Origin of the sequence: Rhizobium sp. NZLR11 (genome assembly GCF_019685115.1) — a bacterium.
Classification (GTDB): Bacteria; Pseudomonadota; Alphaproteobacteria; order Rhizobiales; family Rhizobiaceae; genus Rhizobium.
Map to the genome: position 1 here is coordinate 151,601 of NZ_JABDWD010000001.1, position 22,281 is coordinate 173,881.

Annotated in this window: 19 protein-coding genes; 8 read left to right on the forward strand and 11 right to left on the reverse strand. The window is 60.1% G+C overall.

The features are described from left to right. Position 1 precedes the first annotated feature (1 nt). Positions 2–958, reverse strand: a complete 957-nt coding sequence (locus HJB83_RS00730; RefSeq protein WP_207585808.1) for an ABC transporter permease — start codon at positions 956–958, stop codon at positions 2–4. Between the two features lie 131 nt (positions 959–1,089). Continuing rightward, on the reverse strand, positions 1,090–2,727 hold the full coding sequence (locus HJB83_RS00735) for an ABC transporter substrate-binding protein (RefSeq protein ID WP_207585809.1): 1,638 nt from the start codon (positions 2,725–2,727) through the stop codon (positions 1,090–1,092). A gap of 326 nt (positions 2,728–3,053) precedes the next feature. Here HJB83_RS00735 and HJB83_RS00740 point away from each other — a divergent pair, with 326 nt between their 5' ends. The 4 genes from HJB83_RS00740 to pdxA all read left to right on the forward strand — a co-directional run bounded on the left by HJB83_RS00740 (position 3,054) and on the right by pdxA (position 7,676). After that, a complete protein-coding gene (locus HJB83_RS00740; RefSeq protein WP_221131135.1) occupies positions 3,054–3,959 on the forward strand; it encodes a dihydrodipicolinate synthase family protein in 906 nt (301 codons plus the stop codon). Positions 3,960–3,970: 11 nt separating this feature from the next. After that, positions 3,971–5,158 carry an exo-alpha-sialidase gene (locus tag HJB83_RS00745; RefSeq protein ID WP_221116241.1) on the forward strand — a complete coding sequence of 396 codons (1,188 nt, stop codon included), beginning with the start codon at positions 3,971–3,973 and terminating at the stop codon, positions 5,156–5,158. Positions 5,159–5,514: 356 nt separating this feature from the next. Next, positions 5,515–6,648, forward strand: a complete 1,134-nt coding sequence (locus tag HJB83_RS00750) for an iron-containing alcohol dehydrogenase (RefSeq protein ID WP_207585812.1) — start codon at positions 5,515–5,517, stop codon at positions 6,646–6,648. A gap of 14 nt (positions 6,649–6,662) precedes the next feature. Then, positions 6,663–7,676, forward strand: a complete 1,014-nt coding sequence (gene pdxA, locus HJB83_RS00755) for a 4-hydroxythreonine-4-phosphate dehydrogenase PdxA (RefSeq protein WP_207585918.1) — start codon at positions 6,663–6,665, stop codon at positions 7,674–7,676. On the opposite strand, the gene HJB83_RS00760 is transcribed toward pdxA, so the two are convergent. The 5 genes from HJB83_RS00760 to HJB83_RS00780 all read right to left on the reverse strand — a co-directional run bounded on the left by HJB83_RS00760 (position 7,645) and on the right by HJB83_RS00780 (position 12,685). Then, positions 7,645–8,736, reverse strand: coding sequence for an acyltransferase (locus tag HJB83_RS00760; RefSeq protein WP_221131136.1), 1,092 nt, complete (start codon positions 8,734–8,736; stop codon positions 7,645–7,647). The two genes, pdxA and HJB83_RS00760, sit on opposite strands and share 32 nt — an antisense overlap. An 88-nt stretch (positions 8,737–8,824) precedes the next feature. After that, complete coding sequence (locus tag HJB83_RS00765) at positions 8,825–10,351, reverse strand: lipopolysaccharide biosynthesis protein (protein WP_207585814.1); 1,527 nt, start codon at positions 10,349–10,351, stop codon at positions 8,825–8,827. A 20-nt stretch (positions 10,352–10,371) separates the two neighbouring features. Then, complete coding sequence (locus tag HJB83_RS00770) at positions 10,372–11,457, reverse strand: polysaccharide pyruvyl transferase family protein (protein WP_207585919.1); 1,086 nt, start codon at positions 11,455–11,457, stop codon at positions 10,372–10,374. 317 nt (positions 11,458–11,774) lie between these two features. Next, positions 11,775–12,257: an RES family NAD+ phosphorylase gene (locus tag HJB83_RS00775; protein ID WP_221116240.1), complete on the reverse strand. Its 483-nt coding sequence runs from the start codon at positions 12,255–12,257 to the stop codon at positions 11,775–11,777. Then, positions 12,254–12,685 carry an antitoxin Xre-like helix-turn-helix domain-containing protein gene (locus tag HJB83_RS00780; protein WP_207585816.1) on the reverse strand — a complete coding sequence of 144 codons (432 nt, stop codon included), beginning with the start codon at positions 12,683–12,685 and terminating at the stop codon, positions 12,254–12,256. The genes HJB83_RS00775 and HJB83_RS00780 overlap by 4 nt, the downstream gene beginning before the upstream one ends. A gap of 254 nt (positions 12,686–12,939) precedes the next feature. On the opposite strand from HJB83_RS00780, the gene HJB83_RS00785 reads away from it, so the two are divergent. The 4 genes from HJB83_RS00785 (at position 12,940) to HJB83_RS00800 (ending at position 17,582) form a co-directional block, all read left to right on the forward strand. Further along, positions 12,940–13,953, forward strand: a complete 1,014-nt coding sequence (locus HJB83_RS00785) for a sugar ABC transporter substrate-binding protein (protein ID WP_207585817.1) — start codon at positions 12,940–12,942, stop codon at positions 13,951–13,953. A 65-nt stretch (positions 13,954–14,018) separates the two neighbouring features. After that, complete coding sequence (locus HJB83_RS00790) at positions 14,019–15,569, forward strand: sugar ABC transporter ATP-binding protein (protein ID WP_221131137.1); 1,551 nt, start codon at positions 14,019–14,021, stop codon at positions 15,567–15,569. Beyond that, on the forward strand, positions 15,559–16,578 hold the full coding sequence (locus HJB83_RS00795) for an ABC transporter permease (RefSeq protein ID WP_164024508.1): 1,020 nt from the start codon (positions 15,559–15,561) through the stop codon (positions 16,576–16,578). The genes HJB83_RS00790 and HJB83_RS00795 overlap by 11 nt, the downstream gene beginning before the upstream one ends. A gap of 2 nt (positions 16,579–16,580) precedes the next feature. After that, positions 16,581–17,582 carry an ABC transporter permease gene (locus HJB83_RS00800; protein WP_221131138.1) on the forward strand — a complete coding sequence of 334 codons (1,002 nt, stop codon included), beginning with the start codon at positions 16,581–16,583 and terminating at the stop codon, positions 17,580–17,582. Between the two features lie 38 nt (positions 17,583–17,620). On the opposite strand, the gene glpK is transcribed toward HJB83_RS00800, so the two are convergent. The 4 genes from glpK to HJB83_RS00820 all read right to left on the reverse strand — a co-directional run bounded on the left by glpK (position 17,621) and on the right by HJB83_RS00820 (position 22,281). Next, complete coding sequence (glpK, locus tag HJB83_RS00805) at positions 17,621–19,123, reverse strand: glycerol kinase GlpK (RefSeq protein WP_221131141.1); 1,503 nt, start codon at positions 19,121–19,123, stop codon at positions 17,621–17,623. Positions 19,124–19,270: 147 nt separating this feature from the next. After that, positions 19,271–20,995 carry an ABC transporter substrate-binding protein gene (locus HJB83_RS00810; RefSeq protein WP_221131142.1) on the reverse strand — a complete coding sequence of 575 codons (1,725 nt, stop codon included), beginning with the start codon at positions 20,993–20,995 and terminating at the stop codon, positions 19,271–19,273. Between the two features lie 78 nt (positions 20,996–21,073). Continuing rightward, positions 21,074–21,370 (reverse strand): DUF2160 domain-containing protein, encoded by a 297-nt coding sequence (locus tag HJB83_RS00815; protein WP_164011166.1) that lies wholly within the window; start codon positions 21,368–21,370, stop codon positions 21,074–21,076. Then, positions 21,370–22,281, reverse strand: a complete 912-nt coding sequence (locus HJB83_RS00820; protein WP_207585823.1) for a carbohydrate ABC transporter permease — start codon at positions 22,279–22,281, stop codon at positions 21,370–21,372. Before HJB83_RS00820 ends, HJB83_RS00815 begins: the two co-directional genes overlap by 1 nt.

Below are 22,281 nucleotides of genomic sequence, written 5' to 3' on the forward strand. Positions count from 1 at the left end.
GTCAGCGGCTCCTTCTTGCATCATTGGCGCGCGGGTCAAGCAGCGGATAGAGCACATCCACCAAGAGGTTCGACACCATCACCAGGAACGATCCGATCAGCGTGATCGCCAGGATCACCGGATAGTCGGAATTGATCAGCGCCTGCACCGTCAGGCGTCCGAGCCCCGGCAGGCCGAAGACCAGTTCGACGAAGATCGCGCCGTTGACGATGGTGATCATGATCAGGCCGAGCTGCGTCACCACAGGCGTCAGTACCGGCCGCAGGATATGGCGCAGCGCCACGATGATCTCGGGCACGCCCTTGGCCCGCGCGGTCCGGACGAAATCCTCCGACAGCACCTCGATGACGGCAGCCCGGGTCTGGCGCACGATGAGCGCGATCGGCTGGAAGGAAAGCACGAGCAGCGGCAGTAGGATACGGACATCGAAAATGCCGCCCCAGCCATAGGGCACGCTCGCGCCCGGCAGCAGCACGATGAGGCCGACCATCAGCAGCGGCCCGGCGACATAGGCCGGGATCGCCCAGAGGAAGAGCGCGGAGCCAAGAATGGTATAGTCGAGGCGCGAATTCTGGTTCAGCGCCGCGATCATGCCGAGCGGGATCGCAACGACGGTCGTCAGGATGACGGAACAGAGGGCGAGCTGGAAGGAGACGGGAGCGGCGGCTGAGACCATTGCCCAGACGGCGCGGCCCGACGTCAGCGAGTTGCCGAATTGGCCGTGCAGCAGGTTCCAGATGTAAAGGCCGAACTGCTCGATGAAGGGTCTGTTAAGGCCAGCACTTTCGCGGATGGCTTCGATGCGCTGCGGATTATAAGCGACGTCGCCCGGTGCGCGCAGGAAGATCAGCTTGATCGGATCGCCGGCGCCGTAGAAGGCCAGCGCGTAGACGGCCAGCATCACCACCAGAACGGAGGGAATCCAGATGGCAAACCGGGTTAGCACGTAGCGCAGCATGGCCACCTCCCGTCAGTTGTTCGATGCGTTCTTGTCCTTCGCAGAAGCCCGACAGATCGCATCTCTTCTTGAAATTTGCGCGAAGACCTTGCGGCCTTCGCGCGTTTATCGCCAGGAACGATTGTTCCGGATCAACCGATGGAAATGTTCCAGGGTTCGACGATCTGCCAGTCGAGGTTCTTGTCCAGGCCCTTGACCTCCTTGGTGGCCCAGCGCGACATCGCCTGAGAATACCACGGAATGAAGGCCCAATCGTCGCGGAACGCCTTCTGGGCTTCCTGGGCAAGAGCGATGCGCTGCGGATCGTCCGCAGCCTTAGTCGTCGCCTCAGTAAGGGCGCTGTCGACCTTGTCGTTCTTGTATCCGCCGAGCTTGTTCTGCGCATTCGACGAGGTCGAGGCGATGCAGCCTGCCAAATAGGAAACGGCATCGGGAACGCGGGTGCCGACATCGTCGCGGAAGATTTGGACCGAGTTCTGGTCCGGGCCGGCATAAGCATCCTGCTGCGGCTTCATGTCGACGGCGGTGATGCCGAGGTTCTGGCGCCATTGCTCGGCGATGAACTGGGCGGCGGCCTGAATGGCCGGCGCCGAGATGCCGACGAACATGATCTTCGGCAGGCGCTCAGGTCCGCCATAGCTCGATTCGGCGAGCAGCTTCTTTGCGGCTGCCGGATCAAAGGGAAAGGGCTCGAAGCCGGAATCTTCGGCGCCCGGAACCGAGTTGAGGATCTGGTCGGCCTTCTTGTGCGGCCCGTCCGGATAGGACGCCTTGAACAGGCCGTCGCGATCGATCGCCATGATCAGCGCCTGGCGGACCTTCGGATCGTCCATCGGCGCGCGGGAGATATTGAACCAGAAGTGCTGGCTGGTCGGGATCAGCGGGCCGGCGGAGAATTCGGGGCCGAGATCCTGGATGATCGTTGAAGTGACGAGTTCCGTATGTGCGTTGAACTCGCCGGATTTGATCAGCGATGTCGCCGTCACATTGTCCTCGATCGAGGTGACCTCGATGCGCGCGAGCTTCGGCTTCGGGCCGAAGAAGTTCTCGTTCGGCTCGAAGGTGAGCTTGCCGGCGTCGATATCGATGCTCGTCAGCTTGAAGGGGCCGGAGAAGGCCGGCTTGCTGTCAGGCTTGTACCAGTCGATGATCTCCTCGCCGTCGCTGCCGCGCGACTGCGAGGCCTTGGTGATCGGCGCGATGTGGTTTGCCAGGCGCATGAAGAAGATCGGATCGGCTGCCGTCAGCGTCACGACGACCGTCCCCTCGTCGGGTGTCGCGACACCCGTCAGCTCTTTGCCGGAGCCGGCAGCGATCTCGGCGTAACCCTTGACCTTGCTCAGCACCTGGTCGGCGCGCTGGCTCTTGGTGTTCGGCATCGAGGCGACTTCCCACGATCCCTTGACGTCGGCCGAGGTGATCTTGCTGCCGTCGGAGAAAACGGCCTTGGGGTCGATCTTGAAAGTCCAGACGGCGTTGTCGGCCGATTCCCAACTGGTGAAGACGTAAGGCTTGATTTTGCCTTGGCTGTCGAAATACATCGGCGAGGCCCACCAGATCGAATTCCAGCGGAACGTCCTGCCGCCGCCGCGCAGCGGCGACCAATCCTGATCGAAGGCCGGATGTGCGACCTTGAGGACCTGGCCCTCGTCGGCCGTTACGATGCGGGCATTCATCCCGAACACGGTGAGGCCGACGCCGGCCGCAAGACCGAGCTTCAGCGCGTTGCGACGCGATATATTGGTTTTATCCGATTGATCTAAAGACATGGCATTCCTCCCAGGTGAATTCGGCAGCGCTCTCCCTGCCCCTTGCCAGGCGCAGCACAATCCGTCCCGTATCGTTCTCTCGTTATTGTAAATATGTCAACAAAAAATCGCATTTTCCATTCCAACAAAATTTCCAATGACAAATACCTATGCAATAACAATTAGTTAAATTTTACGTCTCGAAGGAATGCATTTTGTCTGCTTGACAAAAGGGCCGCAATGGAAAAGTTTTCCGCAATCCATCGCGACAGACGAATGACAATGGAATGTGCAGCCGGCCGGTTCGAACACGCACCGGCAGGACGGGACGCACCGAGGAGGGCGAAATGAGCCATCACAGGATTACAGGCGTTTTCAGCGCCGCCGCAACGCCGCTGACTGCGGACAATACGCCGGACCTCGCGCTTTTCACCGACCATTGCCGGCAGCTGCTGGCCGAGGGATGTCATGGCGTGGCCCTGCTCGGCACGACAGGCGAGGCCAATTCCTTCTCCGCAGCCGAGCGCCGCGCCATTCTGGAAGCGGCGCTAAAGGCCGGCATTCCGGCCGACAGGCTTTTGCCGGGCACCGGCGTCGTCGCCATTCCGGAGACCGTCGAACTGACCCGGCACGCGCTTTCGCTCGGCGTCACCAAGGTGGTGATGCTGCCGCCCTTCTATTACAAGGGCGTCTCCGACGACGGCCTCTTCGCCGCCTATTCGCAGGTGCTGGAAAAGGTCGCCGATACGCGTCTGCGGGTGATCCTCTATCACATTCCGCAGGTTTCTGGCGTTCCGCTCTCCATTCCGCTGATCGGCCGGCTGATTGCGGCCTTCCCGGAAACGATTGTCGGCATCAAGGAATCTGCCGGTGATTTCAACAACATGCAGGCGATAATTGCCGCCCATCCCGGCTTTTCGGTGCTGGCCGGCGCCGATCCGCTGCTGCTGCCGCTGCTGAAGGCTGGCGGTGCGGGCTGCATCACCGCAACCTCCAATCTCGTGGCGGATTCGCTGCGCACCGTCTACGACCATGTTCATGACGCCGCACGCGCCGCCGATGTCGAGGCAGCGCAGGCGCGCATCAACGCCTATCGCACGCTTTCCAATTCCTACGTTCAGATCCCGACCATCAAGGCAATGGTGGGGTTAAAGACCGGCAATCCCGCTTGGAAGCGCACACGCGCGCCGTTGATGCCGCTGAGCGAGGCGGATTATGCCGCGCTCGCCGAAAGCTACGCCAAGCTGCCTTGAGGAGATCCGCTATGAGTTTTACCGGCCTGCCTTCGGAAGCCGTGCCCGCCCTGATGACTGGGCTTATCACCCCGCACCCCTCCATTCAGGGCCGGGCTGATGCCTATCTGCCCTCCCCTTGCATCCAGAACCATGCGGCCAATCTCGCCTTTCTGCCGGACGGCACGCTGACCTGCGTCTGGTTCGGCGGCACGATGGAGGGCATGGGTGATATTTCGATTTACATGTCGCGGCTGGCACCGGGCTCCCAGCGCTGGTCCAAGCCGGAGAAGATGAGCGACGACCCAGAGAAATCCGAGCAAAATCCGTTGATTTTCAACGCTCCGGACGGGAAAACATGGCTGCTCTACACCTCACAGACCTCCGGCAATCAGGATGGCTCTGTTGTCAAATGCCGGATATCGGGGGATGGCGGTAAAAGCTTCGGCCCGGTTCGCATCCTCTGCGACAGTCCCGGCACCTTCGTTCGCCAGCAGATCGTCGTCAACGACCGGGGCGACTGGCTGCTTCCGGTTTTCCGCTGCGTCGGCCTCAACGGCCAGCGCTGGAGTGGCGACGCCGATACGGCGGCGGTGCTGATCTCACGAGACGGCGGCGCCAGCTGGCAGATGCGCGATATTCCAGACAGTATCGGCGCCGTGCACATGAACATCCTGCCGCTCGGCGGCGACGAGATGGTCGCCTTCTACCGCAACCGCTTCGCCGAGAGCGTTCTTTCCAGCAGATCGACCGACGGCGGCGAAACCTGGAGCGTGCCCGAGCCCACCGAACTGCCGAACAACAACTCCTCGATCCAGGCTACCATGCTGAATGATGGAGCGATCGCAATGGTTTACAACCATTCGAATGCCGGCATGTCGGACGCGCGGCGTCAGTCCCTCTATGACGAAATCGAAGGCGACGAGCCCAAAGAGGCCACTATGGTCGCCGCCGATATCGGCCGCAAGGCGGTCTGGGGTGTTCCGCGTGCGCCGCTCAGCTTCGCGATATCGAGGGATGGCGGCAGAAGTTTTCCGCATCGCATCGATCTCGATACCGGCGACGGCTTCTGCCTCAGCAACAATTCGAAGGACTCGCTGAACCGCGAATTCTCCTACCCCTCGATCATCCAGGGCAGCGACGGCACGCTCCATGTGGCCTACACCTACTACCGGCGCGCCATCAAATATGTGCGGCTTGCCCCGCAATCCCTGCCGTAAGCGAGCCGGCGGCCGAAAATTGTAAATCTGTGTCCGGTCGAGCGCGAAAGCATGCAGCCTGGAACTGGCGTTGATCGGCATCGCGAGAGAATGTGACAACATCTCCGCGCTGTTCGGCACCGACGCAAATGGCGGCCCATCCTTCATGTTCGAATGCCAGTTCATCGAACAATTTACCGTAACAATCTGATATTCAATAAGATATTGACGCGCCGACGTCAGTTTGAACCGCATTTGACGCCATGTTCGGCGATATAAATTTACTCACCTGGGAATGCTGGCTTGACATTAATCTTACAACTTTACATTAAAGACAGACGACATCGCCGCAAGGTCTTTGCAGGGAGGACTGGTTCATGGCCAGCTTGGATTCGCCAATCACGATCGTTCGGCCGCACCTGATCGAATTCGGCATCGGCACGGCGGGAAAGCTCGGCAAATGGGCTGCCGAAAAGGGCTATCGGCGCATGCTTGTCATCTCCGATGCCTTCAATGCCTCGCGCATCGACGTGCTGGAGCTGAAGGGCGAAGTGACGGTCTTTGCTGAAGTGACGCCCGAGCCGGACACGGCCAATCTCGAAAAAGTCCTGGCCGCGGCCAACGGCGCCAACGCCGAACTGATCGTCGGCTTCGGTGGCGGCAGCGCCATGGACCTGGCAAAACTTGCCGCCGTTCTTGCCGGCTCCGCGCAGACGCTGCATGACGTCGTCGGCCCCAACAAGGTGCATGGGCCGCGTAAGGCAGCACTCGCCCAGGTACCGACCACCTCGGGCACCGGCAGCGAGGCCGGCATCCGCGCGCTGGTCACCGATCCGGCCACTATGGCGAAGCTTGCCGTCGAAAGCCTGCATATGCTGGCCGACATCGCCGTCATCGATCCGGCCCTGACCTTCAGCGTGCCGGCCCGCACGACAGCCGCTACCGGCATCGACGCGATGGCCCATTGCGTCGAGGCTTTCACCAATCGCAAGGCCCATCCGATGGTCGATATCTATGCGATCGAGGGAACGCGGCTGGTCGGCAAATATCTCGCCCGTGCCGTCAAGGATGGTAACGACGGCGAGGCGCGCGCCGGCCTGTCGCTCGCCTCGCTGTACGGCGGTTTCTGCCTTGGCCCGGTCAACACTGCCGGCGGCCATGCGCTTGCCTATCCCCTCGGCACGCGCTGGCATGTTGCCCATGGCGCGGCGAACGCGCTGATCTTTCCGCATGTGCTTGCCTTCAACACGCTGGCCGCCCCGGAAAAGACCAAGACGGTGATGGCGGCTCTCGGACGTCAAACCTCGGAAACCATCGCATCCGTCTTCGATGCGGCTTACGCTTTCTGCGCCGAACTCGGTATCGAGATGAAGCTCTCCGGCCTCGGCGTGCCGGAAAGCGATCTCGACGCCATGGCCGACGATGCCTTTGCCATTCGCCGTCTGCTCGACAATAATCCGCGCGATCTCACACGTGCCGACATCCGCTCGATTTACGCAGCCGCGTTGTAGAAGGGACTTTTATGATGGACAGGAATGCGAAAGTCGCCGTGACGCTCGGCGATCCGGCCGGTGTCGGCCCTGAGGTGATCGTCAAGGCCTTGGCGGCCCTTCCGAGCGAAGAGCGCCGCGATTTCGTCATCGTCGGCAATGTCGAAGCGCTGGAGCGCGCCGACCGCGTCACCGGCACCGGTCTGCGGTTCGGGCCCGCCGATCGCCCCGGTGACGACAGGATCGCCGTAGATGAGGTTGCGCTCGGCGCGGCCCTGCCCGAGATCGGCAAGGTCAGCCCGGTCGCCGGCGATGCCTCGGTGCGCTATATCACCCGCGCGGTCGATCTTGCGATGTCTGGTGAAGCCGATGTCATCGTCACCGCGCCGATCAACAAGGAAGCGATGAACCTTGCCGGCCATCACCATGACGGCCATACCGGGCTTCTCGCCCACCTCACGGGCTCGAAGAGTTCCTTCATGCTGCTTGCCTCCGAGCGGCTGAACACCATCCACGTCTCCACCCACATCTCGCTGAAAGGCGCGATCGAACGCGCCAAGACCGAGCGGGTGCTCGCCACTATCGAAGCAGGCCATAAGCATTTCCTGAGGCTTGGCAAGAAGGCGCGCATCGCCGTTGCCGGCCTCAATCCGCATTGCGGCGAAAATGGCCTGTTCGGCACTGAGGACACGGAATTCCTGGCGCCCGCCGTCGAGCAGGCGCAGGCGAAGGGCATCGACGTCGTCGGCCCGATCTCCGCCGACACGGTGTTCGCCCGCGCCTATAACGGCGCCTTCGATCTGGTCATCGCCCAATATCACGACCAGGGCCACATCCCGATCAAGCTCGTCGCCTTCGAGACGGCGGTCAACGTCTCGCTCGGCCTGCCGATCGACCGCGTCTCGGTCGACCACGGCACCGCCTTCGACATTGCCGGCACCGGCAAGGCCAACCACGTCAACATGCTCTCGGCCATCGCCTATGCCCGGCTGATGGCGCGCTCGCCGCGGCGGGATGTTATTGAGCTCGGCGGGTCCGTACAGCCATAGTTTTGTCTAGGAAACGAGCGGTTACATAAGCAAAACATACGACTGCGCTGAGAAGCACGAAGAAGGCGAGAGGGCCATTCACCCCGATCGACCCGGCAACTGGCTTGAAAACACCGATCACACCTCGGTGCAAGATGTAGACGGGGTAGGAGATATACCCGATCCACGTCGCCAACGCCTCTAATTTTGCAGGCATCTCCAAAAAGAGGCCAAGCATCACGATGAGCGGCGCCAAAGCCATCGCGAACATCAAATCGTAATAAGGCCGCAGCACGGACGGAACCGGCGCTGCGATGCAGATCATCAGAAGCAGGCATGGCACTAAGGCGGTCCAACCCTTCCTCCAGGCGGGCATACCACCGAATAGACGGCTGATCACGACCCCTGCAGTAAATGAAAACATTACTCGTGGGAGTCCACCTATCGCGGAAGGCCACTCCCAGCCGATATTCAACATACCGTACTTAAGACCGACACAAACCAATAATGCAGCCGAGACCAAGGCAACGAGACAAAGGGCGCGGATAGAGAGCCGAAAAAGCCAACATGCAAAGAGTATGTTCACCAACAGTTCCCAGAACATCGACCATGCCGGGCCATTGATTGGAAACATCCCCTGCATTGAGTTGGCTTGAAGGAAATACATCGGGCTGGGCAGAAAAGCCCCGTTAGCAACTGTCGACACCAGCAGGTCAACGACACTTTGGCCTCTCAGCCCCCAGCTTGTCAGCAGAATGATCTGTACGAGACCGACTAAAATTCCGATCAGATAGAGCGGATAAAGACGTTTGATTCGTGCCGTCATAAACGCCTGGAATGGCAGACCGCGCGAAAGCCTTTTTCCGTAAATGTCCGCGATAATAAATCCGCTGAGAACGAAGAAAAAGTCGACTGCCAGATAAGCGGAGGGGGCATATCTCTCTTGGAAATGTGTAGCCACAACGCAAATTGCGGCAAACCCGCGCATTGCATCGAGAGAATAGTAACGGCTGCGGTCGGTAATCGAGACTCCTCCGTTGTCAATCACCGGTGGCGCATAACCGCGGTCGAGACTGGTCATCTTATCGATATCCTATGACACTTTATCTGAGGGGCGTGCACAGCGGTCGGCTCCTCCGCAGTACGGTCGCTGCGGAGGAGCCGAGATATCACGATTGATGGGCGATAGGGTCGACAATTGCGTCCCTATTGGTCTTGCGCTGCCGTACCTGCTTTATACTGCCGATCAAGACATTCAAACGAGCCCTGCAAAGGGCAAATATCAGGCAGCAGTACGCAATCCCGCCTGCAACGATTTCCACGGCCAACCGTGGATAAGGCGACCAATGAATCAGCGATTCGTGCAGGAGCAAAACGACGGCAACCATTCCCGCACAAGCCAGGCTTGGCCGAAGGAATTGCATCAGATAGGCCCCGACGCTCAGCTCTATATGCCGCGAAACCTTCCAACTGGTGATCGGCCAAAACAACAGAACTTCGACCATAATGGCGAAAACAATTGTTGTGACGCCATAGGGATAAAGAATTGCGATGGTCAGGAGCGTGAGGAGATTTCGCGCCAGCTGGTAGTAAAACCACCAATCCATCTCCCCTTGGCTCTTTATCAAGGATGCCTGCACGTAGCCGATCCCAGCCATCAACCCGATGACGCAGTAGAACCGGACTGGCCAAACGGCCTCGATCCAATGTGCGCCGAAAATAGTGGTGATCGCATCACCGGCAACTGCGGCAAGGCCAATGAACACCGGGTACGACACCAGAGAGCAGCCGAAGGTTGCCATCAGGAATGCTTCTCGAACTTTCTTCGGATCGCTTCGCAATGAGGAAAGCAACACGTGCGTGACGGATGTTAAGCCCCCGGCGATAACGTTGTTGATCATATCAAACAAACGCTTCGAAAAGTTATAGATACCGAGTGCCGATGGGCTCAAGAGCACGCCGATGATCAAGTTGTCCAAGCTCATGGTCTGTAAGAACCGAGTGCCAGAAGCAAAAAAGCCATAGTGAAGAAGGTCGTTCAGGCTTGCTCTCTTCAAGTGCAGTCCAGGCGACCACCCCGCACCCCAGAAGGCAGCGCCGCATGATGCCGCCGTGGCCGCGATCTGTGCAATCGCCAGCGCCCACAAGCCGAAGCCCGCGAGAACCAATATAAGGCAAATGCAAGCAGACGTGATCGTGGCGATGACGGTACGGACGGCCACCAGATGGAATGACATCTTTCTATTGACAATCGCATTCGGAACGATGGCCGTGAAATCGAAGAAGACCTTCAGCCCTATGATGTAAATAAGGTACGTGACTTCCTTATGCCCCACGTATGCCGCGATTGGCGACGCGGCTAAACACAAAACTCCGTAGACCAAAAATGAAAAGACGAGGGAAAGTAGGAATATGGTATCGAGATGGCTACGCCTTATTTCGGCTCTCTGTATGATTGCTTCACCAAACGCAGTCGGTCCAAAACTGCCTGCAAACGACACGATACTGAATGCCAAGGCGACAAGACCGAAATCCTGCGGTTGGAGAACGCGAGACGTCACCACGAAAACCGCGAAGGTGAGGACTGTCGGAATAAGCGTACTCATCGCCGACCAGAAGGCACCCGTTACGGCTGCGGCGGATCGGTTCTTACTGACATGGCTGAATAGAATATCATCGTCTCGTGCAAGCGACAAAACTGAGCTCCTACGGGCAATCAAACTATAGAGGGTTGAGGGACGAGATCCGGGGCGGGAAGACCGGGACGCAGATCTATCGGTCGACTTGACTTGTACCAAGCACCGTTCATCTCATACGGAAGGCGGGACATTGCCGCCAAAAGCTCACTGGCATTTGCCGCCTTTTCCACCAGGAGAGTGTCGCCAGTCCAGCTACTGATGAAGTCGTGCAGTTTGCTTCCGTTTCTCGCAACCGCGACATGCGGCTTATTGATCAAAAGACAGAGAGCATGACCATGTAAACGGTTGGTGATTATCCGTTGCGCGCCGGACAGCATCTTCACGCCATAATCGACATACCGAGCAGCGACATCCTCATGATGTTGGGCCACCATCTCGGAACGGCTGAAGCCACGCCGCATTGCGGCCTTGACGACACTCGACTTGCGCAAGCGCGACAAACTATCCGGACCGCTGATCCAATTGGTAAGGGGTCCGTCAACGATCGCTCGGGCTTCAGCTAGATCAACGTCGTCCTCTCCAAAAGGCTGCATGACGTATAATACCCTGAGAGGATCAGCTTCGAATGGTTTAAGCAGCCCGATACCGAATGCCGTGTCCGGCCCAGCTTCGACATCGCAATCGAAGTTCGCCTTTGCCAGATCGAAACTTTGCTCATCGCGCGTCATAAAGAAAAAATTGCGATGCCTCCCAATCGTACGCTTCGCGTACTCCATCAGTGCCTCGTTAGCGAAATCGATTGTCTGAGGCATCTGAATGATGGTTCGATCCGGATATTTGCACGCCAGGCGATAGCGAATATCATCTCTGCCGGTCCGAGCATCTCCGAAGTCGGCCCACCCGCAAATGAATATTGGCGCGTCGCCGGGAGTGTCTTTTATTTCATTAATACTTTGAAGTGATCCGCCGGTAAGCACCGGCAGGCGCCCTGTCACATCCTGCAATACTTTTGCCAATCCCAACCAACTTGCGTGGTGGCCGGGATCTTTATTGGATGGAAAATCCATTATAATGTAAGGTTGTCCTCTACTAACAAATTTCCTTACCGATTTAATCAACTTTTCTTGCAGTCGCCGTATTGCAACTTCGCCGAGATGATACATATATTCTACTTGCATTTTCAAAATTCGACCAGCAATTACATGCCCAAGTTTAGAAGTCAATTGGACTATCGTGCGTCATAGCTACGCACCAAACTTGCCTTACTTTTAACGTAAATAATGATGACGAGGTTCGGACCTTGCGCGCTCCGGAAGCATGACAAGGTCGTTGTGCTTGGCAGCGAAGGCAGCAGGTCGCCGCTTTTGCTCACGCCTATAACGGCGCCTTCGATTGGCGCGTTCGACGGCGGCAGACGGCGTCACCCCGACATTGGAAAGGGTAACGGCGCGGAAGGACGCGATTGCGACCGACCGCCCCATCACATCCCGAACAGACGGCGATCCCAGAAGACGGGTTGGTGGAGGCTGACCGTGAGCGATGAGAATTCCGGGTGGGCCGGATTGATCAGCACGTTGCGGTCGACGCGGGCGACGACGCTCGGCACCAGCAGGATGGCGCTGCGCTTTTCCTGGCACCAGTTTTCGCCGAACGCCTTGCTGACAACAGCCGGCATGCTGTCCCAGCCCGGCAGCGCCGGTTCGGAGAAGACCTCGTAGCTGAGCCCGCGCGGCATGGTGATCGTGACATAGTGCTGGTTGGGCGGCAGCCTGCCGCTGCCATGGACGAGCTTTTCGAGCAGCGCGGTCGAATAGTGCTCGCTCGTATAGATGATCGGGCTGCCCGACGCGTTCCACCGCCCCGGCGCGATGGTCGAGCCTGTGGCATCGAAGATCGGGTAGGTTCCATTGGGATCGCCGATGCGGACGGATGTCAGCGTGCGGTCAAGAAGCTGTGCGCTCACGCAGCGCTGCCGTATTTCAGGCTTCCAAGGATATCGAGCACGAGTTCGCCGCCGATCTCGCTCTGGATGACGACGTCGATCGGCCGCCTGTCCTCCAACATCGCATGCGGGCGAAACAGGAAATCACGCGCCTCGGCCTCGGTCTGCCAGACATCGAGCGCCAGCCCCCAGACCCGCGCGAGGCGGGCGAGCCTTATGCCCTCGTCGGAGGAGAGCCGATGCTTGGACTTGCGCCGCTCATAGGTGGCTTTGGGAACGAGCCGGTATTTGAACTGGAGATCATCAGGCGCCAGAAGCAGCGCCATGCGGTCAAGCGCCTTGACCGGCAGTCCCGCCTCAATGCTGGAAAGCAAGCCGAAGGCCGAGCGCGACGCCGGCTCCCTGGAGGGTAGCCCGAGAACATCGGCAACGGCAGCAAATCCCATCATGATCGTGGATCCTTTTCACATGAGGTTATATTTAGTCTCATGTGAGACGATGTTCAATAGCGCCATTCCGCTTATCTTCGAGAACAGCGGATTGCCGCATTCCGTCGACGGACCGGTCGCGGGAAACCGCAGCCAGGGATGCGCTCTCGCTCCCTCCACTCTTTTCCCCGAAGATCGTTCTTTTGGAAATTCGTTCCTCCTCATTCGCATTAATCTAGTTAATCTATAGACATAATTAATTGGAGAGAGTGGTAATGAGCATCGAAAAGTCCGGAAGCCGCTTCGGAAGACGAGACCTGTTGAAACTGTCCGCAGCGGCCGGGGTCGCCGTCGCCGGCGCTTCGCTGGTCGGGCAGAAGACGGTTTTGGCAGCCGACGAAGAACCGTCGCTGAAAGGCAAGCGCATCGCCATCAGCGCGACCGGCACCGATCATTTCTTCGACCTGCAGGCCTATAATGCCCAGATCGAAGAGGTAAAACGCCTCGGCGGCGAGCCGATCGCCGTCGATGCCGGGCGCAACGACGGCAAACTGGTGTCGCAATTGCAGACGCTGATTGCCCAGAAGCCGGATGCGATCGTTCAAATCCTCGGCACGCTCAGCGTCATCGACCCGTGGCTGAAGAAGGCGCGCGACGCCGGGATTCCTGTTCTGACCGTCGACGTCGGCTCGACCAATTCGATCAACAACACTACCTCCGACAACTGGGGCATCGGCAAGGACCTGGCGCTGCAGCTCGTCTCCGATATCGGCGGCGAAGGCAATATCGTCGTTTTCAACGGCTTCTACGGCGTAACCCCCTGCGCGATCCGCTACGACCAGCTGGTCAATGTCGTCAAATATTTCCCGAAGGTCAAAATCCTCCAGCCGGAACTGCGCGACGTCATCCCGAATACCGTGCAGGACGCCTTCACGCAGATCACGGCGATCCTCAACAAATATCCGGAAAAGGGTTCGATCAAGGCGATCTGGTCGGCCTGGGACATTCCGCAGCTTGGCGCGACCCAGGCCCTAGCGGCCGCCGGGCGGACCGAGATCCGCACCTACGGCGTCGATGGCAGCCCGGAAGTGCTCCAGCTCATCGCCGATCCGAATTCGCCGGCCGGCGCCGATGTCGCCCAGCAGCCGGCGGAAATTGGCCGCACCGCCATCCACAACGTCGCCAAGCTGCTCGCCGGCCAGACCCTGCCGCGCGAGACCTATGTTCCGGCACTACTCGCCAACAAGACCAATGTCGGCGAAATCACCAAGAAGCTCGGCATCGGCTGACACTGAACACGAGCGGTCCGGTCATCGCCGGATCGCTCGCAATCTTCCCGCCCGGAGAGATCGACATGACGGCCATTTCGTTGAAACAGCCGGTGACGGCACGCGACGACATCATCCGCTTTGAAGGCATCGTCAAGCATTTCGGCGGTGCGCAGGCGCTTGCCGGTGCGTCGCTGATCGTCAGGCGCGGCACCATCCACGGTCTCGTCGGCCAGAACGGCGCCGGCAAGTCGACGCTGATTAAGCTGCTGGCCGGTCTTCACCAGCCCGATGGCGGCCGGATCGAGATCGAAGGGCAAACATTCGACAGGCTGACACCGCATCTTGCCGAAGAGCTCGGCATCCACTTCATTCACCAGGATCGACTGCTGGTGCCGACCTTCACCGTCGGCGAAGCACTGTTCCTCGGCCGGGAACCACGCATCGCGGGCACACCGTTCCTCGACCGGCGACTGATGCAGCGCCGTGCGTCTGACATTCTCAATGACTATTTCGGTATCCGGTTGCCGAACGCAGCCTTGATCGGCGAATTGTCGACGGCCGAAAAGCAGATCGTGCAAATCACCCGCGCGCTCCTCAATCAGCCGAAGGTGCTCGTCTTCGACGAGCCGACGGCAGCCTTGGTGCGCCGGGAGGCCGATATCCTCTTCCGGTTGATCCGCCGTCTGCGCGACGAAGGCGTCACCATCATCTATATCTCGCATTACCTGAACGAAATCGAAGAGCTCTGCGACCACGTCACCGTGTTGCGCAACGGGCTGGACGTCGCCTCCCTGCCGATTGGGGACACTTCGGCTGGCGCGATCGCGCGGCTGATGGTCGAACGCGACATCAAGGAGATGTTTCCGAAGCCGCAGGTGACGCCCGGCGAAGACATCCTCAAGGTCGAGCAGCTGTCGGCGCCGGGGAAATATAGCGACATCAGTTTCACGCTTCGCCGCGGCGAGGTGCTCGGCCTTACCGGCCTGCTCGGCTCCGGCGCAAAGGAGCTGGTCCGCGCTCTCTTCGGTCTGGAGACCCCGGCTTCCGGCCATATCGAGATCAGCGGCAAGGCTGCCCGTTTCACCAATCCGACGCAGGCGGCCGGTCGCGAGATCGCCCTGGTGCCGGAAGACCGGCGTCGCCACGGCGTCGCGCTCGACCTCAGCGTCGCGGAAAATATCAGCCTTTCGAGCCTTGGCCGCTTCACCCGTTTCGGCTTTCTCGATCGCAGACGCGAACAGCAAGAAGTGGACGCTCTGATTGCGCGTCTGCAGGTGAAGACCAATGGGCGCGATGCCCTGCTGCGTACGCTTTCGGGCGGCAACCAGCAGAAGATCGCCATCGCCAAGTGGCTGAGCCGCCGCTCCGAGGTCTATCTCCTCGACGAACCGACTGTTGGAGTCGATATCGGCTCCAAGGTCGAGATCTATACGCTGATCGGCGAACTCGCGTCGCGCGGCGCCGGCGTCATCGTGCTGTCTTCGGACCTGCCGGAACTGATCGGCATCACCGATCGCATCCTGGTGCTCTTCCGCGGCCGCGTGGCACGGGAATTCATCTCGTCGGAGACCAGCGCGGATGCGGTGCTCGCTCAATCGACAGGATCATCCGAGGGACATCGCCATGTCGGCTGAAGTGGAATTCGCGCCTTCCGGTTTTTCCGCTGCTGAACCGCCTCCCCGGCCGGCCGGCAATATTGCGGCGACCGCGTTGCGCTTCGGATCGCTGATCGCTTTCGCCGCCATCCTGATCATCTTCTCGCTGACTGCACCCTATTTCCTCAGCATCGGCAATATCGGCAATGTGCTTGGTCAATCGGCCATCTCCGGCGTGCTTGCCATTGGGTTGACGATCGTGCTGATTGCCGGCGGCTCCAATGTCGTCACCGGCGGCATCGACCTTTCGCTGGCTGCCAATATGGGTCTCAGCGCTGCCGTCTATGCGAGCCTGACACAGCTCGGCTACGGCGATGCGACAGCGATCGCCGCGGCAATCCTCACCGGCGCGCTGATCGGCACGGTTAATGCCATTGCCGTCGTCTATGCCGGCATCGTGCCGCTGCTGGCCACGCTGGCCGTCATGAACGTCGTCGCCGGCCTGGAATTGGTGCTGACCGGCAATACCGTCCTGCCGGCCTCGACGCCTTTCCTGTCGGCGCTCTCGGCCTCGGATGCTTTCGGCATCCCGGTTCTTGCCTATGTGCTCCTCGGCTTTGCGGCCATCACCACGGCGATTGTACAATATACGCCGCTCGGCCTGCGTCTCTATGCCGTCGGTGAGTTTCCGGATGCGGCGCGTGCCGCCGGTCTGCCGCTTCGCCGGCTGCTGGCCGGCGCCTTCGTCGCCAGCGGCGTCTCCGGCGGCATCGCTGGCATTCTGTCGGCTTCCTATCTGAGCGGCAGCACGACCGGCGCCGGCGAGATGCTGTTGCCCGTCGTCGTGACGGCCCTGCTCGGCTCGGTCTTTTCGCGCCGGCTGGTTCCGACGATCACCGGGACGCTGCTTTCGGCCCTTTTGGTCGGCTTCCTGGTCAACGGCTTCCAGCTGCTGAACATTTCGAGCACGCTGGTCAGCGGCGTCCAGGGCGTGCTCATTCTCATCGTCGTTTCCGCGACCACGTTGCTGCGCCGGCAGGAGGCCTGACCATGTCGCTCCAGACCCCTCCCCTCGCCACCATCGACTTACCGCGTCTCATCGCCGGCGGCCTGGTGCGCTATGGGCTGATCCTCGCCCTTGTTGCGGTGTTCGCCGCCTTTTCCGTGGCAACGCCGACATTCCTGACGCCTGCCAATCTGCAGAGCATCCTGGTCAATAATTTCACGCTGCTTGCCATCGTCTCCGTCGCCATGACCTTCGCCGTCGCGTCGGGCGGCATCGATCTTTCGGTGGGAACGGCGATGGATTTCGCCAGCTTTGCCTTCGTCTCGCTCGTCCTTGCCGGGCAGCCGGTGGCAGTCGCCGCAGTCGCGGGACTGGCCGCCGGAGCGTTTGTCGGTGCGTTCAACGCGCTGCTGATTTCAGGGATCGGCGTGTCGCCGTTCCTCGCCACGCTCGGCACGCTGTTCATCGGCCGCAGCGTGCAGCAGCTGCTGACCAATGGCGGCAATCCGGTCTATCTGCCGCCGAATGGCGTGCCGGAAGCCTTCCGTTTCCTCGGCCACGGCACGATTGCCGGCTTTCCGGTGCCGCTTGCCGCTGCCATCGTCGTCATCGCCGCTGCTGCCGTTGTTTTTGCCCGCACGCGTTTCGGTCGCGTCATCCTGTCGATCGGCATCCAGCCGGGCGTCGTGCGCTATTCCGGCATCGCCGCGCCGGCCCATGTCGCGGTGACTTTCATCCTGGTCGGGTTGATCGCGGCAATCGCCGGGCTGATCCTGACCGCAACCGTCACCACCTACATCCCCTCCTCGGGCAATGCCTTCCTGCTGAATGCGATCGGCGCGACCTTCATCGGCACGACGCTCAGCCCACTCGGACGGCCGAATGTCGGCGGGACCGTTCTCGGCGCGCTGCTGCTCAGTATCGTCGTTAATGGGCTGCTGCTGACCGATCTGAACTTCTATTGGCAACAGGTCGGCACGGGAACGCTGATCTTCGCCGTGCTCGCCCTGAGCTTCATCAACAGAAAGGCCGCCGGCGGCGCTTAACAGAGGCCGCCACTGCGGTCGTATTTGGGGAAGCTGTTCTACCCCACTGAGGTGTCGGAAATCATTCGCGATACGGCATTCTTCCAGCCGATGATCTTGCCCTGCCGCTCGGTCTCATCCATCGAAGGGCTGAAACGGCGGTCGCAGGCCCAGGCCTGCGCAAAATCCCGTTTGCCTGGCCAGATACCGGCTTTCGAGCCGGCGAGCCAGGCTGCGCCCAGCGCCGTCGTCTCGCGGATCGCCGAGCGGTCGACAGGGTTTCCGGTCATGTCGGCCAGGCACTGCATCGTCCAATCCGAAGCCGCCATGCCGCCATCGACGCGCAACACCGTTTCCAGCTGGTTGACGCCCCAGTCCTTCTTCATCGCCACCAGCAGATCGAGCGTCTGGTAGGCGACGGATTCAAGCACGGCGCGGGCGAATTCCGCCGGCCCGCTGTTTCGCGTCAGACCGAAGATCGCGCCGCGCGCGGCCGGATCCCAGTAGGGGGCGCCGAGGCCGGTGAAGGCCGGAACGATGTAGACCTGCTGTCCGGGATCGGCCTTGGCGGCAAGCACTCCCGCCTCGGATGCCTGGCCGATGATGCCGAGGCCGTCGCGCAGCCATTGCACGGCGGCACCGGCGATGAAGATCGAGCCTTCGAGCGCATAGGTCGTCTCGCCATCGAGCCGATAGGCGATCGTCGTCAGCATCCGGTTGGAGGAGGAAACACGATCCCGGCCGGTGTTCAACAGGGCAAAGCAGCCGGTACCGTAGGTGGATTTCATCATGCCGGGCTCGAAGCAGGCATTGCCCATCCCCGCCGCCTGCTGGTCGCCGGCGACCCCGAGGATCGGAAGTTCCGCGCCGAACAGCGCCTTGTCGACGCGGCCGAAATCATCGGCACATTCCCGCACGTCAGGAAGCATGGCGGCCGGAATGCGGAGAATGCCGAGAAGCTCCTCGTCCCAGGCACCGTCATCGATATTATAGAGCAGCGTTCTCGACGCATTGGTCGCGTCGGTGGCATGCACGCGTCCATCAGTCAGATTGTAGGTCAGCCAGCTGTCGATCGTGCCGAAGCAGACATCGCCGGCCTCGGCCTTCTCACGCAGGCCATCGACATTGTCGAGCAGCCAGCGCAGCTTTGTTCCGGAGAAATAGGGGTCGAGCAGCAGCCCGGTCTTGGCGCTGAACAGCTTCTCGTAGCCGTCTGCCTTCAGGCTATCACACATTTCCGCGGTGCGCCTGTCCTGCCAGACGATCGCGCGGTGCAGCGGCTTTCCGGACCTGCGGTCCCAGACGACCGCGGTCTCGCGCTGATTAGTAATGCCGATCGCGGCAATGTCGGCGGCATCAATACCGGCATCGGTAATCGCCCTGCGCACAGTATCAACGACGGATCGCCAGATTTCGGTGGCGTCGTGCTCCACCCATCCGGGTTGCGGATAATATTGGGTGATCTCCGCCTGGGCCGAGCCGACCGTTTTCATGTCGCCATCGAAGATGATTGCGCGCGACGATGTCGTGCCCTGGTCGATTGAAAGAATATAGCCGCTCATATCCGTCTCCGGCTCGCACGAAACCGCTCCTGCCGAGGACAGCAGGACGCGGACGTTTCATGAGAGAAAGATTGTGGGTGCCACCGGCTTGTTGCCGGTGGCAGGAAGTGATGGCCGGAAGCCCCGTCGCTTCCGGCCGGGTCCGCCTTACTTCGACTGCCAGCTCTTGACGAGTTCGTCGTAGTTGACCGTGACCGGTTTTTCCTTCTCGTTCTCGATCTTCAGCTGCGGCGCAAGGTTGCCCTTCTTCACCGCATCCGCGTTCCAATAGGCGAGATCATGCTCCTCGGCGAGTTTCGGACCGATATCACCCTGGACGCCCGATTTCTCGATACGTCCCATAACCTTCTCCTGCTCGCCGCAAAGAGAATCCATGGCTTCCTGCGGTGTCTTGGCGCCGGCAGCGGCGTCACCGATAGCCTGCCACCAAAGCTGAGCCAGCTTCGGATAGTCGGGAACGTTGGTACCGGTTGGCGACCACTGGACGCGGGCGGGCGAACGATAGAACTCGATCAGGCCGCCGAGCTTCGGAGCGCGCTCCGTAAAGCTCTTGTCGCGAATGGTGGATTCGCGGATGAAGGTGAGACCGAGCTGGCTCTTCTTCACGTCAACCGTCTTGGAGGTCACGAACTGTGCATAGAGCCACGCGGCTTTTGCACGGTCCGTCGGGGTCGATTTCATCAGCGTCCAGGAACCGACGTCCTGATAACCAAGCTTCATGCCGTCTTTCCAGTAAACGCCATGCGGGCTCGGTGCCATGCGCCATTTCGGCGTACCGTCCTCATTCATAACAGGCAGGCCAGGCTTGACCATGTCTGCTGTAAAGGCCGTGTACCAGAAGATCTGCTGCGCGACGTTACCCTGTGCCGGAACCGGACCGGATTCCGAGAAGGTCATGCCCTGAGCTTCCGGCGGTGCGTAGGCCTTCAACCAATCGAGATACTTCTGGATCGAGTAGACGGAAGCCGGGCCATTGGTGTCACCGCCGCGCGCGACGCACGAGCCGACAGGACGCGACTTCTCGTCGACCTTGATACCCCATTCGTCGACCGGAAGACCGTTCGGCAGACCCTTGTCACCATTGCCGGCCATCGAAAGCCAGGCGTCGGTGAAGCGCCAGCCGAGCGACGGGTCCTTCTTGCCGTAGTCCATGTGGCCGAAGACCTTCTTGCCGTTCACGTCACGGCCGGTAAAGAATTCGGCAATGTCCTCATAGGCCGACCAGTTGACCGGAACGCCGAGATCGTAGCCATATTTCGCCTTGAAATCGGCCTTGTTCTTCTCGTCGTTGAACCAGTCGTAGCGGAACCAATAGAGGTTGGCGAATTGCTGGTCGGGAAGCTGGTAGAGCTTCTTGTCCGGTGCCGTCGTGAACTTGGTACCGATGAAGTCGTTGATATCGAGGCCGGGGTTTGTAACGTCCTTGCCTTCGCCGGCCATCCAGTCGGTCAGGTTGCGCACCTGCTGATAGCGCCAATGCGTACCGATCAAGTCGGAGTCGTTGACCCAGCCGTCATAAAGGTTCTGTCCGGTCTGCATCTGTGTCTGGATCTTCTCGACAACGTCGCCCTCTTGAATGACGTCGTGGGTGACCTTGATCCCGGTAATCGCAGTAAAGGCCGGAGCCAGAACCTGGGACTCATACTGGTGGGTGGTCAAGGTTTCCGAGACAACCTTGATGTCCATACCCTGCAAAGGCTTCGCAGCATCGATGAACCACTGCATTTCCTTTTCCTGGTCGGCGCGAGAGAGCGTCGACACGTCGCCGATCTCTTTGTCCAGAAAAGTCTTAGCCTCGTCCATGCCGGCATAGGCCGACGCGGTCATCGCCAGCAGCAAGCCTGCTGTCGTCGTCAATAAGTGCCGTCGCATAATATCCTCCCAGGGTTTGCGATTGCAGTCACGTCTCAGGCGGCCAAGGACCCCCGGCCATCTGTCTTCACTTTGCCGTCACACGTAACGGAACACGCCGATGGCGTAGACCACGGAGATGGCAAGAGCCCACCACAGGTTGGGCCCACCGAGCCCAAGCCATGCAAGATGAATGAACGCTGCGCCGAGTAGCGAAAGGAAAAGCCGGTCACCGCGCGTCGTCTCGAAGCGCAGGATTCCGATCCGCGGATTGCCGCCCGGCACCGCATATTCCCATATCCCCATGCCGATCAGCAGCAATGCGATGACGATGAAGAAAGCGGCCGTCGGCCATGTCCACGCCATCCATGAAAAATCGGGAAGCGAAAAGCTCATCAAACTCTCCCCAGGGCGAAGCCCTTTGCGATGTAATTGCGCACAAACCAGATCACCAGCGCCCCCGGGATAAGGGTCAGAACGCCCGCGGCGGCCAGCAGGCCCCAATCCATGCCGGATGCAGAGACGGTGCGGGTCATGGTGGCGGCGATCGGCTTCGCGTCGGTTGTCGTCAGGGTTCGTGCGATCAGCAACTCGACCCAAGAGAACATGAAGCAGAAGAAACAGGCGACACCTATCCCGCTCGCAATCAGCGGCGTGAAGATCTTCAGGAAGAACCGCGGGAACGAGTAGCCATCGATATAGGCCGTCTCGTCGATTTCCTTCGGCACGCCGGACATGAAGCCTTCAAGGATCCAGACCGCCAGCGGTACGTTGAAGAGGCAATGCGCCAAGGCCACGGCGATGTGCGTATCGATGAGTCCAAAGGCCGAGTAGAGCTGGAAGAACGGCAGGGCAAAGACTGCCGGCGGCGCCATCCGGTTGGTCAGCAACCAGAAGAACAGATGCTTGTCGCCGAGGAACCGATATCGGGAGAAGGCATAGGCCGCCGGCAGCGCAGCTGCCACCGAGATCACCATGTTCATGACGACATAGCTGATTGAATTGATATAGCCGGAATACCACGCCTTCTCCGTGAAGATCGTCACGTAATTGGCGATCGTCGGGTTATGAGGATAAAGCGTCAGAGAATTGACGATTTCCGCATTGGTCTTGAAGCTCATGTTGACGAGCCAATAGATCGGCAGCAGGAGCACGATGATATAGATCGTCGGAACCAGCCACCACCAGCGCGATTCCTCGCCGCGCCGGCGCATCAGACGGCCGACTTCATCGGCGGAGAGCCCGCTTGCGACACTGGTAACGCCTGGGATGTTTCGGCTCGATGTCGTTTCGTTGGAGACGCTCAT

Bases quoted from the DNA above. Each gene is read 5' to 3' on its own strand.
- HJB83_RS00730 (WP_207585808.1), bottom strand. From the start codon at position 958: ATGCTGCGCTACGTGCTAACCCGGTTTGCCATCTGGATTCCCTCCGTT.
- HJB83_RS00735 (WP_207585809.1), bottom strand. From the start codon at position 2,727: ATGTCTTTAGATCAATCGGATAAAACCAATATATCGCGTCGCAACGCG.
- HJB83_RS00740 (WP_221131135.1), top strand. From the start codon at position 3,054: ATGAGCCATCACAGGATTACAGGCGTTTTCAGCGCCGCCGCAACGCCG.
- HJB83_RS00745 (WP_221116241.1), top strand. From the start codon at position 3,971: ATGAGTTTTACCGGCCTGCCTTCGGAAGCCGTGCCCGCCCTGATGACT.
- HJB83_RS00750 (WP_207585812.1), top strand. From the start codon at position 5,515: ATGGCCAGCTTGGATTCGCCAATCACGATCGTTCGGCCGCACCTGATC.
- pdxA (WP_207585918.1), top strand. From the start codon at position 6,663: ATGGACAGGAATGCGAAAGTCGCCGTGACGCTCGGCGATCCGGCCGGT.
- HJB83_RS00760 (WP_221131136.1), bottom strand. From the start codon at position 8,736: ATGACCAGTCTCGACCGCGGTTATGCGCCACCGGTGATTGACAACGGA.
- HJB83_RS00770 (WP_207585919.1), bottom strand. From the start codon at position 11,457: ATGTATCATCTCGGCGAAGTTGCAATACGGCGACTGCAAGAAAAGTTG.
- HJB83_RS00780 (WP_207585816.1), bottom strand. From the start codon at position 12,685: ATGATGGGATTTGCTGCCGTTGCCGATGTTCTCGGGCTACCCTCCAGG.
- HJB83_RS00785 (WP_207585817.1), top strand. From the start codon at position 12,940: ATGAGCATCGAAAAGTCCGGAAGCCGCTTCGGAAGACGAGACCTGTTG.
- HJB83_RS00790 (WP_221131137.1), top strand. From the start codon at position 14,019: ATGACGGCCATTTCGTTGAAACAGCCGGTGACGGCACGCGACGACATC.
- HJB83_RS00795 (WP_164024508.1), top strand. From the start codon at position 15,559: ATGTCGGCTGAAGTGGAATTCGCGCCTTCCGGTTTTTCCGCTGCTGAA.
- HJB83_RS00800 (WP_221131138.1), top strand. From the start codon at position 16,581: ATGTCGCTCCAGACCCCTCCCCTCGCCACCATCGACTTACCGCGTCTC.
- glpK (WP_221131141.1), bottom strand. From the start codon at position 19,123: ATGAGCGGCTATATTCTTTCAATCGACCAGGGCACGACATCGTCGCGC.
- HJB83_RS00810 (WP_221131142.1), bottom strand. From the start codon at position 20,995: ATGCGACGGCACTTATTGACGACGACAGCAGGCTTGCTGCTGGCGATG.
- HJB83_RS00815 (WP_164011166.1), bottom strand. From the start codon at position 21,370: ATGAGCTTTTCGCTTCCCGATTTTTCATGGATGGCGTGGACATGGCCG.
- HJB83_RS00820 (WP_207585823.1), bottom strand. From the start codon at position 22,281: ATGAGCGTCTCCAACGAAACGACATCGAGCCGAAACATCCCAGGCGTT.